14 protein-coding genes are annotated in these 16106 nt (G+C 54.2%); 11 read left to right on the top strand and 3 right to left on the bottom strand.

Going from position 1 to position 16106, the window contains the following annotated elements; all coding sequences use genetic code 11:
• The first annotated feature begins 4 nt into the window (after positions 1–4).
• The 11 genes from tsf to dxr all read left to right on the top strand — a co-directional run bounded on the left by tsf (position 5) and on the right by dxr (position 11044).
• Complete coding sequence (gene tsf, locus ACN08Y_RS07280; RefSeq protein ID WP_419100217.1) at positions 5–835, top strand: translation elongation factor Ts; 831 nt, start codon at positions 5–7, stop codon at positions 833–835.
• A 180-nt stretch (positions 836–1015) separates the two neighbouring features.
• Positions 1016–1756 carry a UMP kinase gene (gene pyrH, locus ACN08Y_RS07275; protein ID WP_419111366.1) on the top strand — a complete coding sequence of 247 codons (741 nt, stop codon included), beginning with the start codon at positions 1016–1018 and terminating at the stop codon, positions 1754–1756.
• Between the two features lie 193 nt (positions 1757–1949).
• Positions 1950–2507 (top strand): ribosome recycling factor, encoded by a 558-nt coding sequence (gene frr / locus ACN08Y_RS07270; protein WP_419100215.1) that lies wholly within the window; start codon positions 1950–1952, stop codon positions 2505–2507.
• Between the two features lie 6 nt (positions 2508–2513).
• Entirely contained in the window at positions 2514–3359 is an 846-nt protein-coding gene (locus tag ACN08Y_RS07265; RefSeq protein WP_419100214.1) for a phosphatidate cytidylyltransferase, read from the top strand.
• Between the two features lie 29 nt (positions 3360–3388).
• The gene (locus ACN08Y_RS07260; RefSeq protein WP_419100213.1) at positions 3389–4030 is read left to right on the top strand and encodes a DivIVA domain-containing protein; all 642 of its coding nucleotides are present in this window, start codon (positions 3389–3391) and stop codon (positions 4028–4030) included.
• Between the two features lie 135 nt (positions 4031–4165).
• The gene (locus ACN08Y_RS07255; protein ID WP_419100212.1) at positions 4166–4540 is read left to right on the top strand and encodes a DUF485 domain-containing protein; all 375 of its coding nucleotides are present in this window, start codon (positions 4166–4168) and stop codon (positions 4538–4540) included.
• Positions 4541–4632: 92 nt separating this feature from the next.
• Entirely contained in the window at positions 4633–6186 is a 1554-nt protein-coding gene (locus ACN08Y_RS07250; protein ID WP_419100245.1) for a cation acetate symporter, read from the top strand.
• 183 nt (positions 6187–6369) lie between these two features.
• Positions 6370–6636: a GlsB/YeaQ/YmgE family stress response membrane protein gene (locus ACN08Y_RS07245; protein WP_419100211.1), complete on the top strand. Its 267-nt coding sequence runs from the start codon at positions 6370–6372 to the stop codon at positions 6634–6636.
• 183 nt (positions 6637–6819) lie between these two features.
• On the top strand, positions 6820–8640 hold the full coding sequence (locus tag ACN08Y_RS07240) for an ABC transporter ATP-binding protein (RefSeq protein WP_419105375.1): 1821 nt from the start codon (positions 6820–6822) through the stop codon (positions 8638–8640).
• 84 nt (positions 8641–8724) lie between these two features.
• Positions 8725–9723, top strand: a complete 999-nt coding sequence (locus tag ACN08Y_RS07235) for an alpha/beta hydrolase (RefSeq protein ID WP_419112243.1) — start codon at positions 8725–8727, stop codon at positions 9721–9723.
• Positions 9724–9742: 19 nt separating this feature from the next.
• Positions 9743–11044 carry a 1-deoxy-D-xylulose-5-phosphate reductoisomerase gene (gene dxr / locus ACN08Y_RS07230; protein WP_419112242.1) on the top strand — a complete coding sequence of 434 codons (1302 nt, stop codon included), beginning with the start codon at positions 9743–9745 and terminating at the stop codon, positions 11042–11044.
• A 1245-nt stretch (positions 11045–12289) separates the two neighbouring features.
• Here the strand turns inward: dxr and pflA are convergent.
• From pflA to ACN08Y_RS07215, 3 genes are all read right to left on the bottom strand, one after another.
• Entirely contained in the window at positions 12290–13171 is an 882-nt protein-coding gene (pflA, locus tag ACN08Y_RS07225) for a pyruvate formate-lyase-activating protein (protein WP_419105377.1), read from the bottom strand.
• Positions 13172–13177: 6 nt separating this feature from the next.
• The gene (grcA2, locus tag ACN08Y_RS07220; protein WP_419100206.1) at positions 13178–13429 is read right to left on the bottom strand and encodes an autonomous glycyl radical cofactor GrcA2; all 252 of its coding nucleotides are present in this window, start codon (positions 13427–13429) and stop codon (positions 13178–13180) included.
• Positions 13430–13545: 116 nt separating this feature from the next.
• The gene (locus ACN08Y_RS07215; protein ID WP_419100205.1) at positions 13546–15666 is read right to left on the bottom strand and encodes a pyruvate formate lyase family protein; all 2121 of its coding nucleotides are present in this window, start codon (positions 15664–15666) and stop codon (positions 13546–13548) included.
• Positions 15667–16106 lie beyond the last annotated feature (440 nt).

Below are 16106 nucleotides of genomic sequence, written 5' to 3'. Positions count from 1 at the left end.
TCACATGGCGAACTACACCGCAGCAGACATCAAGGCTCTGCGCGAAAAGACCGGCGCTGGCATGCTCGACGTCAAGAAGGCTCTCGACGAGGCTAACGGCGACCAGCAGAAGGCAATGGAGATCATCCGCGTTAAGGGCCTCAAAGGCGTTACCAAGCGCGAAGGCCGCGCCACCGCTGAGGGCCTGGTTGCCGCTCGCGTTGAAAACGGCGTTGGCTTCATGATCGAAGTTAACTCAGAAACCGACTTCGTTGCTAAGTCCGAGCCTTTCATCAAGTTCGGTAACGATGTTCTCGAAGCTGCTATCGCAGCAAACGCTTCTACCCTAGATGAGCTCAAGGCAGCTTCTTTCGAGGGTAAGACCGTTGAGGAGCTCACCACCGAAGCAGGCGCACTGCTTGGAGAGAAGATCGTTGTTCGTCGCGTAGCACGCGTTGAAGGTGAAAACGTAGCAGTTTACCTGCACAAGACCTCCAAGGACCTGCCCGCGCAGGTTGGCGTTCTGCTGGCTGTCTCCGGTGAGAACACTGACGAGGTCGCTCACGACGTCGCTGTTCACATTGCGGCTATGAGCCCCAAGTACCTCAACTCAGACTCCATCTCCGCTGAGGACATCGAAGCTGAGAAGCGCGTTGCCGAAGAAACCGCTCGCGGTGAAGGCAAGCCCGAGCAGATCATCCCCAAGATTGTGGAAGGTAAGCTCAAGTCCTTCTACAAGGAAAACACCCTGCTCGACCAGGACTTCGCCAAGGATTCATCCAAGTCTGTTGCTGCAGTTCTGACCGAAAACGGTGCAAGCGCAACCGCTTTCGAGCGTTTCCGCGTCGGCGCCTAAAGCCCGCCACCGGGCGGTGCCCCAACCTAAGCCTGTAAGGGCATGTGATTGAGCACCAAAAATGCCCTGAACAAAGGGGAGCCCCCGCAAGGAGGCTCCCCTTTGCCGTATGCTAGAAGAAAAGCGTGTATCCAACCGGGTACCGCAAAAAAATTTTGACTATTTTCAGGGAGGGCCCTCATGACAGAGGCAACCAGCAAGATCCACAAGGACGACACCGGTAGGCGTCGCGTCCTGCTTAAGCTCTCTGGCGAAGTCTTTGGCGGCGGAGAAGTTGGTATTTCCACCGAGGTCGTTCGCGGAATAGCAGAGCAGATTGCATCAACTATCGGCAAGGTTGAGGTTGCGGTTGTTGTGGGAGGCGGAAACTTCTTCCGCGGTGCTGAATTGTCTGAAGCCGGCATGGACCGTTCTCGCGCTGACAACATCGGTATGCTCGGTACAGTTATGAACTCCCTGGCCCTGCAGGATTTCTTGGAGCAGGCCGGCATCGATACCCGCGTTCAGTCAGCAATTTCCATGCAGCAGGTGGCAGAAAACTACATTCCCCGTCGCGCCATCCGCCACATGCAGAAAGACCGCGTGGTCATCTTCGGTGCCGGCGCAGGCCTGCCCTATTTCTCCACCGACACCGTCTCTGCTCAGCGTGCACTAGAAATCCACGCTGACGAGGTTCTGGTCGCTAAGAACGGTGTGGATGGTATCTACACCGCCGACCCCAAGAAGGACCCCGCTGCTGAGCGTCTCTCCAAGCTCACCTATGATGAAGCTCTGCTGCGCAACATTCGGGTGATGGACCAGACCGCCTTCTCCCTCTGCAAAGATAACAAGGTCACCATGCGCGTCTTTGGGATGCAGGGTGAGGGCAATGTGGCTCGTGCCATTCTCGGCGAGGAAATCGGCACCCTGGTCACCGCATAAGGTGGTGGCCGCATAGGGGCCAGCCAACACAACCTACGGGGGCACCTGCTTGATAGCAGGTGCCCCTTGCCTTAAGCAAAACCAAAAATACCCGCCCTGCAATTCGCTCCCTCTAGCTTATGCCCACTAGACTAGGAAGAGACTATATAAGCGCCCAGCCACGGAGGCTAGGCACAATCAAAGGACACACGAGATGGTTGAAGAAACCCTGCAAGAAGCTGGCGAGAAGATGGACAAGTCCGTCGAGGCCCTCAAAAACGAATTTGCCTCAATCCGCACAGGCCGGGCCAACCCCGCACTCTTCGCCAACCTAACCGCTGATTACTACGGTTCGCCCACCCCCCTCCAGCAGCTCGCATCCTTCCAGACCCCCGAAGCGCGTACTGTTCTCATTACCCCCTACGATAAGAGCGCCATGGGTGCTATCGAAAAGGCTATCCGTGACTCTGACCTCGGTGCCAACCCCGCCAATGACGGCAACGTTGTACGCGTTGTTATGCCTGAAATGACTGAGGACCGTCGCAAGGAATACATCAAGCTGGCAAACCACAAGGCCGAAGACAGCCGTGTTGCCGTTCGTAACGCCCGCCGCCAGGCCAAGACCGCCCTGGATAAGCTCGTCAAAGACGGCGAAATCGGTGAGGACGAAGGCAGCCGCGCTGAAAAGGAGCTTGACGCACTGACCAAGAAGCACACCGACCTTATCGATGCCCTGTTCAAGAGCAAGGAAGCTGAGCTGCTAGAGGTCTAAAACGGTATGACTGTTCAATCTCAAGAACAGCAGCCCCGGGCCTCAAAGGCCGGTAGGAACCTGCCCGCTGCTATCACTGTTGGCCTGGTAATGGGCGCTCTTATAGCAGTGGGCTTGTTCATTTCCCCTCTTGTTCTTGTTGTATCGTCAGCTTGCGCAGGGGCAGTAGGCACCTGGGAGGTTTCTAACGGCCTCAATCAGAAGCGGGGTATGGGCGTACCCATTATCCCCGCTGTGGGTACCGCTTTCTTCATGCCCTTTGCCGCCTACTACGGGGGAGGGCAGTGGCTTATTTTCACGGTTGTTGCCTCTATCCTTATCTTGATTGCATGGCGGCTGGTGGGGGAGCGCGACGGCATGATTATGTCGATCATGGGCTCCATCTTTGTGATGTCCTGGGTGCCCTTCATGATTTCACTTGCTCTCCTGCTCTACCGGGAAGACTCCGGGCCTGCAAAGGTCTTCATGATCTTGCTCATGGCTATTGGTAATGACACTTGGGGGTATATCGCAGGTGTCAAATGGGGTAAAACCCCTATGGCTCCCAAAATTTCGCCCAAGAAGACCTGGGAGGGCTTTGCCGGCTCCATGATTGGGTCAATGGTTGTTGGGGTTCTCTGCACTTTCTTGATTGATGAACCCTGGTGGTATGGGCTCATTGTTGCTTTCTTTTTGGTCATAGCCTCAACTGCAGGCGATCTAGGCGAGTCGATGGTCAAACGCGAAATTGGTATCAAGGACATGTCGAATATCCTGCCGGGGCACGGTGGGGTCATGGACAGGCTCGATTCGATTGTTTTTGCCATTGCTATCGGGTATGTCATTTTCTCGGTGCTGGGCGTCCTCTTCTAATAGCATTTGCTCGACAGATATAGGGAGTTATGACAGTGAAACATCGTGCACAGAGTGCTGCCCCGCAGGCGGATTCCAAACCCGCTGCAAAAAAAGCGTCGAACAGTGCTTTTACTCTGGTCGGACCCAAAGAAAATGGCTACCGCACTGCTAGCGTGGACGCTTTCTTCACTCGGCTTGCCGATGACTATGAGCTCATGCTGACCGGTGCCCAGCTGAGCAAAGATGTGAATACCTCTCGGACCATTCGCGGGGCTGTCTTTGAAGCAGAACCCGGTGGATACTTGCCCGCGGAGGTGGACCGTGCGCTGGACCGGGTCGAAGACCGATTCTCTGAGTTGGAGCGTCGTCTCTACATCCAGAAGTACGGGCAGACTACATGGAACGATGCGATTGCGGAGTTGCGCCTGCTTCTGCTGGGGCGGTTGCGCAGGCCCGATGGCGAGCGGTTCCGCCGGCCCTCCAAGCGGCTGACCAAGGGCTATTTTGTCAAAGATGTTGATGCTTTGTGCCACCAGCTGATGGAGCATCTCAAAGGCCAGCATCAACTTTTACCGGACGATATTCGTGCGGTTTCTTTCACAGCCGCTACCGGCGAACTCAGCTATGAAGAAACGCAGGTTGATGCTTTTTTGGACCGTTGCATTGAGTATCTGCAGGACACCCTATAGAAAGATCAGCTACTAAGCTGCCATAAGGCGGGCGACCCGAAAACATTTCGGTGAGCCCGCCTTTTTTGACCCGCCTACTTGTGTGTAACCCACATTACATACTAATGTGTTCTCAGTTACACAAAGGAGGTAGTGATGGCCCACTCATCACCAGAATCTGGCCAGCCCCTTGTCGATGCCGAACACGTCGACTTTAGGGCGGCTCAGAGCAGTGACAGCTTCAAGGAGCTACGCAAAACACACCGGTCGTTTGTTTTCCCTATGACCGTGGCCTTTTTGGTCTGGTATCTGCTCTATGTCATCTTGGCGGTCTACGCACCCGGTTTTATGGCAACCAAGCTGGCTGGAAACATCAACGTAGGCATTGTCTTTGGCCTCTGTCAGTTCGTGACGACTTTTGGAATTACCGCTTTGTACATCGTCTTTGCCAACACAAAACTAGACCCTCGCTCTAGCCGCCTACGCAAGGATATTGAATCCGGCGATTACGCCCATACCAAGGCATCGTAAGGGGAATATAACAAATGACTTCTTCACTAACTGGCGTCGTGCAGGCCGCCGATGCAGCGAGCACCCAGGTGGTTGGAACTCCCTGGATTAATATGGTTGTCTTTGGCAGCTTCGTACTGATTACTATGGTGGTGGTTCTGAGAGCTTCTAAGAACAATAAGACTGCCGCCGACTACTACGCTGGAGGACGTTCCTTTAGCGGCACCCAAAACGGCCTAGCTATCGCCGGTGACTACCTTTCAGCAGCCTCCTTTCTGGGTATTGTTGGTGCTATCGCTATCCAGGGCTATGACGGCTTTCTATACTCCATCGGGTTCCTGGTTGCTTGGTTGGTAGCCCTCCTGTTGGTAGCTGAGCCCTTGCGCAATACCGGCAAGTTCACCATGGCCGATGTTCTTTCCTTCCGTCTGCGTCAGCGCCCTGTCCGTATCGCGGCCTGCATCTCGACTCTCGCTGTTACCCTCTTCTATCTGCTGGCTCAGATGGCCGGCGCCGGCGCTCTCGTGTCTCTTCTGATGGGTATTAGCTCCAAGGCCGGTCAGTCACTGGTCATCGTCGTTGTGGGTGTCCTGATGATTGTGTACGTTCTCATCGGTGGCATGAAGGGTACGACCTGGGTTCAGATCATTAAAGCTGTCCTCTTGATTAGCGGCGTTGCTGTCATGACCGTCTGGATCCTGGGTATCTACAAGTTCAACCTCTCTGATCTGCTCGGTGGTGCTGTTGAGGCCTCCGGTAACCCTAAGATGCTTGAACCGGGCCTCAAATACGGTAAGAGCGATTTGACCAAGCTGGACTTCATTTCACTTTCGCTGGCCCTGGTCTTCGGTGCTGCTGGCCTGCCCCACGTGCTCATGCGCTTCTACACCGTCCCCACGGCTAAAGAGGCCCGTAAATCAGTGGTCTGGGCTATCTCCCTGATCGGCCTGTTCTACCTCTTTACCCTGGTGCTGGGCTTTGGTGCTGCTGCACTCGTTGGTTCTGAGGCAATTAAGGCAGCTCCTGGTGGCGTGAATTCAGCGGCTCCGCTCATGGCCTACGAGTTAGGTGGCTCCTTGCTGATGGGAGTTATCGCGGCGGTAGCTTTTGCTACCATTCTCGCGGTGGTCGCTGGTCTAGCTATTACAGCCTCGGCCTCCTTCGCCCACGACATCTACACCAACGTTATATGTAAGGGGCAGTCTGATCCTGCCAAAGAAATCAGAGTGGCTAAGACGACTGTGGTGGTTATTGGCTTGCTGGCCATTGCCGGTGGTATTGGGGCCCAGGGGCAGAATGTTGCCTTCCTGGTGGCGCTTGCTTTCGCAGTGGCTGCCTCTGCTAACCTGCCGACCATCGTCTATTCCCTCTACTGGAAAGGCTTCAAGACTCGTGGCGCTCTGTGGTCCATGTATGGGGGTCTTGGGCTCTCCGTAGTTCTGATTATCTTCTCCCCGGTCATGTCCGGTGCTGAGACTTCAATGATTCCTACCGCCGACTTTGCCTGGTTCCCTCTGGCTAACCCCGGTCTTGTCGCTATTCCTGCGGCCTTCCTGCTGGGTTTCCTGGGGTCGCTGGGTGGTGAGAAAGAAGATGTTGCAACCCAGGCTGAGATGGAAGTTCGCTCTCTCACCGGTGTAGGTGCCGAAGGTGCTATTGACCACTAGCCTAACCTGCTTGATTTAGGCTGAAAGTCCCGTTGGCTTACCGCTGACGGGACTTTTCTGCTGGGATAGTTGTAAATAACACTATCACCCTACTTATTTTTATCTTGATATTTGATATAGAATAGGTAATGCTTATCCTTGCGGCTGATCATAGTCGCTAAGCAAAATATAGAAGTAGGTAACATGATTCTTTCCATCATTAGCTGGATTGTCCTCGGTCTGATCGCTGGCGCAATTGCCAAGCTCATCATGCCCGGTAAGCAAGGTGGCGGTTTTGTCGTCACCACCGCCCTCGGTATCGTGGGCGCTATGCTGGGTGGCTTCCTGGGTAGCTTCCTGCCCTTCCTTTCCGATGGTGTCAATGGCTTCAGCCTCGGCTCTGTCTTTACAGCAGTCGTTGGCGCGCTGATCGTACTCTTCATCTACCAGAAGGTAGTAGTTAAGAAGTAGCACACTTGAGAGGGCGGTAGCCCCTGAAGTAGAACCCGGTGGTTTTCCGACGACGGATACCACCGGGTTCTTTGTGCTTGAAGCCTACCGATGCGTGAGCAAAAAGGCAGGTCAAGCTCAAGTAAATCACCGGTATCAGCGCTAGGGTAGTGGTGCACCACCAAGACAAGGAAGAGCCATGCCATGAAAAGTATTACCAGAATTATAGGAGCTACCAGGGAACTCTGGCCTTTCTTCCTGGGAATCGTGCTCTGCGCGGTTCTTACCTCTGCGGCCTCACTACTTGCTCCCTTTATCATCTCCGGGGCAACCGATACCGTAGTCAATCACCTTAAGGGCTCAGCACCCACAACCGGGGCGATAATCGTCTGGTTGGCGGCGGCATACCTAGCGGCTCAACTGGTGAGTGTACTTACCACTAACCTTGGAGGTTACCTGGGAGATATCATGAGCCAGCGCATGCGCACCATACTTTCGGTGCGCTACTACGAGAAGCTTCTTTCTTTACCCCTGCCCTATTTCGACTCGGAACTGACCGGCACTATCATCGCTCGCCTGAACCGCTCTATTGCCGAGGTCACCCAGTTCGTCAAGACCATGTCGAACACCTTTATCTCCCTGGTACTTACTACAGTTTCGGTGATTGTGATTAGCTCCCTCTACTACTGGCCACTGGGATTGCTTCTCATTCTTATCTTCCCCGTCTACTTTTGGCTGACCAGTAAAACCAGCAGCAAATGGCAGGTCTGGGAGGGCCAGAAAAACCAGAAAATTGATCTTGCATCAGGCCGTTTTGCCGAGGTCATCGGTCAGATTCGTGTCGTTAAATCATTTGGGCAGGAAGAGCGCGAACTGACTCGCTTTAAAACTCTCTTTAGCGATACCATCAGCTTGACCGCCACCCAGTCCCGGTTCTGGCACAGCATGGACGTGGCCCGACTGAGCTTTCTAAACCTGATCTTTTTCGGTCTCTACCTGCTGATTTTCCTGCGGACCCTGGCCGGTGATTTTTCTATTGGTGACATGGTGCTACTCATTCAGCTTCTAGCTATGGCGGTTGCTCCCATCAATTCTCTGTCCTGGATCGTTGATAGCGCCCAGCGAGCTATTACCGGATCCAAGGACTACTTCGATGTCATGGAACGAGAATCGGACCCCCGAGCTTTAGCAATTACCCGTGAGGGGGCACCGGAATACACTCAGCCGGCGGCTATCACTGCATCTGAGGGCCAGGAACTGGTTCGCTTTGAAGAGGTGAGCTTTGGCTATGACGGCGAAGAGGATGTGCTACACAAGATCGACCTGAGCGTCAAGCGCGGTGAACGTATTGCGTTCGTGGGCGAATCCGGCGGCGGTAAATCAACGCTCATGTCGCTCCTAGAAGGCCTCTATGACCCCCGTACTGGTTCGGTGACCGTTGACGGTATGGATATCGCTGGCAGTGACCTGACCCAGGTTCGTTCTTTGATCGGCATGGTCTTTCAGGATCCCTCCCTGTTCTCGGGCACTATTGCCGAGAACATTTCCTACGCACAGCCGCAGGCCAGCCGGGAACAGATTATTGAGGCGGCTATCAAAGCCAATGCCCACGAATTCATCACCAAGTTTGCCGATGGCTACGACTCGCTCATTGGTGAGCGCGGACTCAAGCTCTCAGGAGGGCAAAAACAGCGGATAGCCATAGCTAGAGCAATCCTCAAAGATGCTCCCATCCTCATTCTTGATGAGGCAACCAGCGCCCTGGACACCAAGGCCGAGCGTGCTGTGCAGAAGGGCCTGGAGGAGCTGATGCAGGGGCGTACTTCTCTTATCATTGCCCACAGATTGTCAACTATTGCACGTGTAGACCGTATCGTCACACTTAAGAATGGGCAGATCGATGAGATCGGCAGTCCGGACCAACTAGCAGCTTCAGGAGGTATCTACGCAGAGCTACTTGAGTTGCAAAACAGCGGAGGTAAAACCATAGCTAAGAAACTAAAAAACTTCGATATTATTGGGTAGTATCAAAAAGATAGTCCCTGCTGAAGGCCCTAAGACCTCTGCCAGGGGGCCTGAGCGACGTCTTCCATGATACGGGGTAGGGGAATGAAAAAATTTTTGCTGGTCTTGGGGCTTGCCACCGCCGGTCACTGTGCTTACTGGCATCGGAAAGCACAGAAACAGGTTAACCCTCAGTTCTGGGGCCCGCGGCTCTATCTGGCACCCCTACAGGGCTTCTACGCAAGTCTTGGCTACCTCTTACCTGAGCCCCAGCGCAACTACCTCCGGGTAGCTCAACCTGTAGCGGGGGTTAAAGTTGAGCGGATTGAGCTGTCTTCCGCTGGGGTAAGCCTCAGCTCCTTTCTCAACCTCCCTGCACAGCGTCAGTCCGAAGGCGCTGTGCTCTTTATTCATGGTGGCGGACATCTTTTATCAAGTGCGGGACCTGCTCAGACTTATGCTAGTGCTCTGGCGCGAGATCTTGGTGTTCCCGTCCTCAACGTTGAATACCGTAACGCTGGTGAGGCACCTTTCCCAGCAGACTTAGATGACTGCTATAAGGCTTTGCAATGGTTGCAATCCTCAGGGCAGAAATATGGCTTTGACCCTTCATTGATTGCTGTATGCGGCCAGAGCGCCGGCGGGGGACTGGCTGCCTCCTTAGCTCAGCGGGCCTTGGACGCAGGCAACCCTCTCAACTTTCAGGCCTTGATTTACCCCATGCTCGATGATCGTACTACCGACCGATCAGATAGGCAGGGGCGCGGCACCTATGCCTGGACCCCCCTGGATAATAAGATCGCCTGGAACACCTATCTTGGTGGGCAGGCAGGAGCTCCCTCACTGCCTGCCTATGCAGCACCAGCGCGCAGGCAAAACCTGGCTGGCCTCCCTCCAGCCTGGATAGGTGTCGGTGACCAGGACCTTTTTTACCCGGAAGGGTGGGACTACCATCAGCGCTTATTGCAGGCCGGCGTGGAGAGCAAATTTCACCAGGTGCAAGGTATGTACCATGCGGCTGACATGATTTTCCCTGAGAGCCAACTCATCCGTGATTTTTATTCATCCATGCTCAGTGCGCTCAGAGCCTCTTTCGAAAACTAGTATGTGAGAAAATGAAGCCATGCGATTTGGTTCTAGTCAGTCCCACCCAAGCTCAGCTTGGGCCCTCACTGATCAGCTAAAAGATTTTCTGGCGCAGGGGCGTACCGTCACCCTCCTGGGGTCAACCGGATCTATCGGAACTCAGGGCCTACAGGTGATTGACCACCTCAACGCTTTAGCGGGCGCTGAAAGCGGGTCAGACGGTGCCCCGGTTCGTGTGCAGGCTTTGGCCGCGGGTGGGCGTTCGGTCGTTGCTCTGGCTGAGCAAGCTGCCCGTCTGCGGCCTCAGCTGGTGGCAACAAGCGGTGGGGAAGATGCTGCTCGCACCCTGCGTGAGGCTCTGGGAGCACTTGCACCGGGCTACGCCCCGCAGATTGAATGGGGGCAGGATGCCGCTACCCGGGCATCGGAAGCTGGTGCCGATGTAGTGCTCAACGGTATTACCGGCTCTATCGGGCTCAGGCCCACCCTGGCCGCCCTGACGGCTGGCTCTCAGGTTGCCCTAGCTAATAAAGAGTCGCTGATCGCTGGCGGTGAGCTGGTCAAAGCCGCCGTTGATGCCTCACCCCTGGAACAACCCATGGTGCCGGTAGATTCGGAGCACTCGGCACTCGCCCAGGCACTTTCAGCCGGGAGCGACCGCGAAATTGATCGACTGATTCTCACGGCCAGCGGCGGGCCTTTCCGGGGTATGAGCTACGAGCAACTGCGGGAGGTCACTCCGGCCCAGGCCCTGGCTCACCCGACCTGGGATATGGGCCTGGTTGTTACCACTAATTCGGCGTCTATGGTCAATAAGGCTCTTGAGGTTCTTGAAGCACATCACCTGTTCGGTATTGACCTTGACCGTATCGATGTGACTGTTCACCGCCAGTCCATCGTTCATTCCATGGTGCAGTTTGTGGACGGCTCAACCATTGCTCAGGCTTCACCGCCGACCATGCTCTTGCCGATTGCCCTGGGCCTGACCTGGCCCCACCGCATCCCTGGTGTGGCTCAGCCTTGCGACTGGACCCAGGCCAGCCAATGGACCTTTGAGCCACTGGATAAGACAGCTTTCCCAGCTGTAGAGATCATTAAAGAGGCAGGCAAGCGCGGCGGTACCTTCCCGGCTGTTTTCAACGCAGCTAATGAAGAGGCCGTTGCAGCCTTCCACGCCGGGAAAATTCGTTTTACCGACATGATTGAGACTGCCGGCCGTCTCCTGGATGAGCATGCCCAGTCAGCTTGGTGCGCTGAAAGCGGCTCCCTGACCCTTGAGACAGTACTAGGGGCGGAGAGCTGGGCTCGTACCCGCGCCCATGAGATTCTGGCCGGTTAGTTCTCTGCCACACCTGGCTTGGTATATATGAAGAAACCCTGCAAAAACGGGGTCGGCACCAGGTAAAAAGCAGGTGCCGACCTTGAAAGTATGCATATCGCATAAGTTATTGGTGGGTTGTAGAGCCCTACCTGGGTTTTAGAGAGTCGTATGGGAGCATCAACACTAATGTTGAAACCCCTGGCTAGCTCTTGATGTTGTACTCGATGCATAAAACTGGGCAAGAATACGAGCTCGTGAGGTACTCATTACTTGAACAAAAACTATTGGGATGATTCCGACTCTCATTACAAGACCTTCGATATTTCTTCACCGTAAGGCCAGCCGATGATAACTATCACAAGAAAAATGATAATGAGCCCCAACAGAAGATAAAATATTTTATGATTTGTATTCATATCATTTTATCAAAATTGGACTGAACACGAATTATCACTAACACTAACACCTTTATTGTACCCAATAAGCCTCGCACACTGAGTGTGTCCCCGTAATTCGTACCCAAGTGGCCTAAAAGAGAAATAATTGTTAGCTACCATTCGTGCGCTTACTGTCCCATAGATACCTGAAGATGGTTTTGAGCTTGTGAGAAACCACTCCGGCATATGCGTTTGCCCCCAATGGTTAGTTTCAGTGCTACTGGTAATCCGGCCACTTGCATAGCACCATTTACCCTCGACCGTCGTCGTAAACAAAAGATTACCGAATACATTATTCTGATAGGTTTGAATTGATGCATTCCAACAACCGGATATTGGTGTAGCTCTTATCAAGGAGGGTGCAGCAATAAAACTTGATGAATTTTCACTGGCGACTGCTGTAAAGTCTTCAAAAAATCGACGCTCATCCACCGTCAGGGAATCCAGAGGGTCTTTTGATGTTCCTGAGTTTACTATTTTCTGGTAAATAGCGTTGTTTTTTCTTGAGGTGAGAGAGGAAGCGTTAGCCAGCGATATGCTAAGAGTTGACAACGACAGGGGGAGTAAAAGAATGAGAAAGGAATTCGCCGTGGTGTGCATAGAATTTCCTTACGCTTGGAGATTTCTTTATGAAATCTGCTTGGGTTAGGTGCCTAGAATTCTAGGCGATGAGGTGAATCCTAGTCAAGAGATTTTTATAGAATTTTTGCAATAATATTATGATGGTTTAATTCGATGCGCATATAAAAACCCACCCCTATCTTCCCTCTGAAAACGAAAAAAGGGGTGACGCTCTTTTTATGCAACATTCATGCCCAAAAGACGGTTAGTAGACGGCGAGCCCGCGTGCCCGGAAGATATCGCGGGCCGCTTCGGTGTCTTCGCGGCTGGGGGGCTTCACATCGGCTAACTGGTAGTCATAGCCCAGGGACTCCCATTTGTCGGTGCCCATCTGGTGGAAGGGTAAAACCTCAACCCGCTCCACGATGTTGCGCCAGCGGCAGACGATATCGGCAACCTTCTCGATATTGTCCGGGTCATCGGTGTAGCCGGGGACCAGAACAAAACGAATCCAGGTCTTAATACCCAGCGCTGAGAGCCGATCCCCAAAGTCAATAGTGGGTTGGAGAGCTCTTCCGGTAAGTTTCTGGTAGACCTCTTCAGAACCAGATTTAACATCGAGTAAGACCAGGTCAACGTTTTCAAGGAACTGGTCTGTTGCGTGAGCACCCAGGAACCCGGAGGTGTCAATGCAGGTATGAATACCCAAAGACTTGGCGCTCATGAGGATATTCTCAGCAAAGGGGCGTTGCATGAGCACCTCACCCCCGGAGATAGTAATACCGCCACCGGTAGCTTTAAAGATTTTGCGCATGCGCTTAATCTTCTTCATCAGATCTGAGGCCATGATGGGCTGACCGTCCTTCATCTTGAAGGTGTCAGGGTTATGGCAATAAAGGCAACGGAGCGGGCAACCGTTCATGAAGATGGTCATGCGGGTGCCCGGGCCGTCAACAGCTGTCACCAGTTCCCAGGAATGGATAGAACCGAGCTGGCCCTCGCGCATGAGCTTAATCTGGGCAGAGCGCTCCAGCTCCGTCATCTCACCCAGGCCCCAGGTTCCAGCCCCAGAATGCCGGTCCGCCGGCGGAGCAAAAGTTAGCTCGCCGGCGGTATCGGTGACATCGTGTGTGACGTCGAGAGACATAGGAACCTATGCCCCGTGGTGGAAGGTGCGTGAGAGTACGTCTAGCTGCTGCTCACGGGTCAGGCGCACAAAGTTAACCGCGTAGCCCGAGACACGAACGGTCAGGTTGGGGTAGTTATCGGGGTTCTCCATTGCGTCCTCAAGGGTTTCGCGGTTGAGAACATTGATATTTGCGTGGTAGAGGCCCTTGGGGGCGGTCTTGGTGGCGCGATTTGCCTTCATAGAAGCCAGACGCTCTTCGTAGGTCTTTACAGCCATGGTTTTCTCCTTAGTGATGAGGTGTTGATAGGGTTGCCGCCCCGGTCGAGGGGGGCCAACCTGCTGGTGCAGGATCGGCGGGCACCCCTCGACCGGGACACTAAATCTATTGAGTTTTAGTCTTCTTCGGGGATAAAGCCGGCATCGAGGATGCCAACTAGGTTGGTTACCTGCTCGTCCTTGGTGCGGCCAAGACCGTTGGGGGTGATGGTATTAGTTAGGGAGATACCGTCCAGGGCGTCCTCGTAGTCCAGCTTGCCGACCGAGAGCATAGAGGCAACCATGCCGTGGGTGTCCATACCGTTCTCTGGGTTGGCGCCGGGGGAGAAGGGGGTACCCGCACGGTGGCCAGAGGGGAAGGAACCTGTTGCCTTACCGTAGACCACGTTAGAGGTAATGGTCAGAACCGACTGGGTGGGGATAGCATCGCGATAGAGCGGGATAGCCTTAATCTTCTCCATCACGGTGTGAACGATGGTTGCGGCGATATCATCGGCGCGGTCATCGTCGTTACCGTAGGTGGGGAAGTCGCCTTCGGTAATGTAGTCCACAATCAGGCCGGTTTCGTCACGAACCGGGGTGACCTTGGCGTACTTGATAGCAGCCAGGGAGTCAGCAACGATGGACAGACCAGCGATACCGCAACCCATGGCACGGATAATATCCGAGTCATGCAGGGCCATTTCGATGGACTCGTAGGCGTACTTGTCGTGGCTGTAGTGAATGATGTTCAGAGCCTCAACGTAGGTGGCAACGACCCAGTCCAGCATCTCTTCGTACTTGAGCCAGACATCATCAAAGTCCAGGGGGCCGTCGCCGGTGACAGGTTCGTAGCCCTCAACAACCTGCTTGCCGGTCATCTCATCGCGACCACCGTTGATGGCGTAGAGCAGAGCCTTAGCGGCGTTGACGCGAGCGCCGAAGAACTGCATCTGCTTACCAATCTTCATGGGTGAGACACAGCAGGCAATGGCTACGTCGTCGCCCCACTGCTCACGAATCTGGGGGTCAGACTCGTACTGGATGGAGGAGGTCTCAATGGAGATAGCGGCGCAGAATTCCTTGTAACCGGCGGGTAGATTCTCGTCCCAGAAGATGGTGATATTGGGTTCTGGGGCGGGGCCCAGGTTACGTAAGGTTTGGAGCAGACGGAAGGAGGTTTTGGTGACCAGGGTGCGGCCGTCGCTGGTGAAGCCACCGTCGGACCAGGTAGCCCAGTAGGGGTCGCCGGAGAAAATCTGATCGTAGTCGATGGTGCGTAGGAAGCGAACGATACGCAGCTTGATGACCAGGGCATCAATCATTTCCTGAGCATCAGATTCGGTAATCAGGCCAGCGGCTAGGTCACGCTCAAAGTAGATATCTAGGAAGCCGGAGAGGCGACCAATAGACATGGCGGCGCCATCCTGTGACTTAACCGATGCCAGGTAGGCGAAGTAGGTCCATTGAACGGCTTCCTGGGCGGTGCGGGCAGGGTGGGAAATATCGAAGCCGTAGAGCGCTGCCATCTTCTTGAGACGTTTCAGAGCCTTAATCTGCTCTGAGTGTTCCTCGCGGTAGCGAGCCCAGTGCTCACTGAAGCCACGGTCAGCTACAGCGTCCTTAGCGCGTTCCTTATCGGCAATCAGGTTATCGACACCGTAGAGCGCTACACGGCGGTAATCACCGATGATGCGACCACGGCCGTAGGCATCGGGCAGGCCGGTGATGATGTGCGAGGAGCGAGCCGCGCGAATGCGGGGGGTGTAGATATCAAAGACGGCATCGTTGTGGGTTTTGCGGTACTCGGTGAAAATCTTCTTGATGTTTTCATCGGGTTCCTTGCCAGCTTCGCGGATAGCGGTCTCAACCATGCGCCAGCCGCCGTTGGGCATCATGGCGCGTTTGAGCGGAACATCGGTCTGTAGACCAACGACAACATCGTCGTCTTCAGAGATGTAGCCCGCGGGGAAAGCATCAATTTCGGCGGGGGTCTTGGTGTCTACGTCGTATACACGGTTCTTGCGCTCTACGGAGAGGTAGTTCTTTTCAAGAGTGTCCCAGACACGCAGGGTCTTTTCGGTGGGGCCAGCTAAGAAACTGGAGTCCCCCTCGTAGGGGGTGAAGTTAGCGAAGATGAACCCTCGCACATCGATGCTGTCCTGCCAGGGGCCGGGTGCAAAACCCTCCCAGGCGCTCGCAGAATGTTCGTTGACAAAGACTCCAGCGGTGGCGGGAGCTTCAACCTGTGCGGTCATAAATGGTACTCCTTGTCAGAAGTGACGGTGCGGGCGCACGGGAGCGGGCGCTCGATGATCTTTCACTCTTTGATTGTGGCTTAAAGTGCGGCAAAAATAAAATCTGCATAAAATATGCTTGATTATATTTAATCTGCATAGATCAGGGTGTTTACCCATGTCAAGTCAAATTTAGGGGTGGCTTCTGGGGGCTTTTGCTGCTGGGCGTGTGACCTAGGGAAAGCATAATTACCGGTTATATAACGCAAGTGTGAAGTTAGGGCATTTTTGACCTAAAAGTAAGGGTGGAAACTACCTCAAAGACGGGGTGGGACCCAGCCTATAAAGTCTGGGTCGTGGCCGTATCTTTACTGCACCCGAGACCCCGTTGAGTAGCCAGGGGGGGAGAAGATGAGGGAGAGAGGGAGAGAGCTGTTACCCAAACAGTCTTGTAGCCACAG

Source organism: Rothia sp. P5764 (assembly GCF_048512965.1).
GTDB lineage: Bacteria > Actinomycetota > Actinomycetes > Actinomycetales > Micrococcaceae > Rothia.
This window is presented reverse-complemented; position numbering and strand designations above follow the sequence as displayed.

Coding starts and splice junctions, on each gene's coding strand:
- tsf (WP_419100217.1), top strand. CDS start 5: ATGGCGAACTACACCGCAGCAGACATCAAGGCTCTGCGCGAAAAGACC.
- pyrH (WP_419111366.1), top strand. CDS start 1,016: ATGACAGAGGCAACCAGCAAGATCCACAAGGACGACACCGGTAGGCGT.
- frr (WP_419100215.1), top strand. CDS start 1,950: ATGGTTGAAGAAACCCTGCAAGAAGCTGGCGAGAAGATGGACAAGTCC.
- ACN08Y_RS07265 (WP_419100214.1), top strand. CDS start 2,514: ATGACTGTTCAATCTCAAGAACAGCAGCCCCGGGCCTCAAAGGCCGGT.
- ACN08Y_RS07260 (WP_419100213.1), top strand. CDS start 3,389: ATGACAGTGAAACATCGTGCACAGAGTGCTGCCCCGCAGGCGGATTCC.
- ACN08Y_RS07255 (WP_419100212.1), top strand. CDS start 4,166: ATGGCCCACTCATCACCAGAATCTGGCCAGCCCCTTGTCGATGCCGAA.
- ACN08Y_RS07250 (WP_419100245.1), top strand. CDS start 4,633: ATGGTTGTCTTTGGCAGCTTCGTACTGATTACTATGGTGGTGGTTCTG.
- ACN08Y_RS07245 (WP_419100211.1), top strand. CDS start 6,370: ATGATTCTTTCCATCATTAGCTGGATTGTCCTCGGTCTGATCGCTGGC.
- ACN08Y_RS07240 (WP_419105375.1), top strand. CDS start 6,820: ATGAAAAGTATTACCAGAATTATAGGAGCTACCAGGGAACTCTGGCCT.
- ACN08Y_RS07235 (WP_419112243.1), top strand. CDS start 8,725: ATGAAAAAATTTTTGCTGGTCTTGGGGCTTGCCACCGCCGGTCACTGT.
- dxr (WP_419112242.1), top strand. CDS start 9,743: ATGCGATTTGGTTCTAGTCAGTCCCACCCAAGCTCAGCTTGGGCCCTC.
- pflA (WP_419105377.1), bottom strand. CDS start 13,171: ATGTCTCTCGACGTCACACACGATGTCACCGATACCGCCGGCGAGCTA.
- grcA2 (WP_419100206.1), bottom strand. CDS start 13,429: ATGGCTGTAAAGACCTACGAAGAGCGTCTGGCTTCTATGAAGGCAAAT.
- ACN08Y_RS07215 (WP_419100205.1), bottom strand. CDS start 15,666: ATGACCGCACAGGTTGAAGCTCCCGCCACCGCTGGAGTCTTTGTCAAC.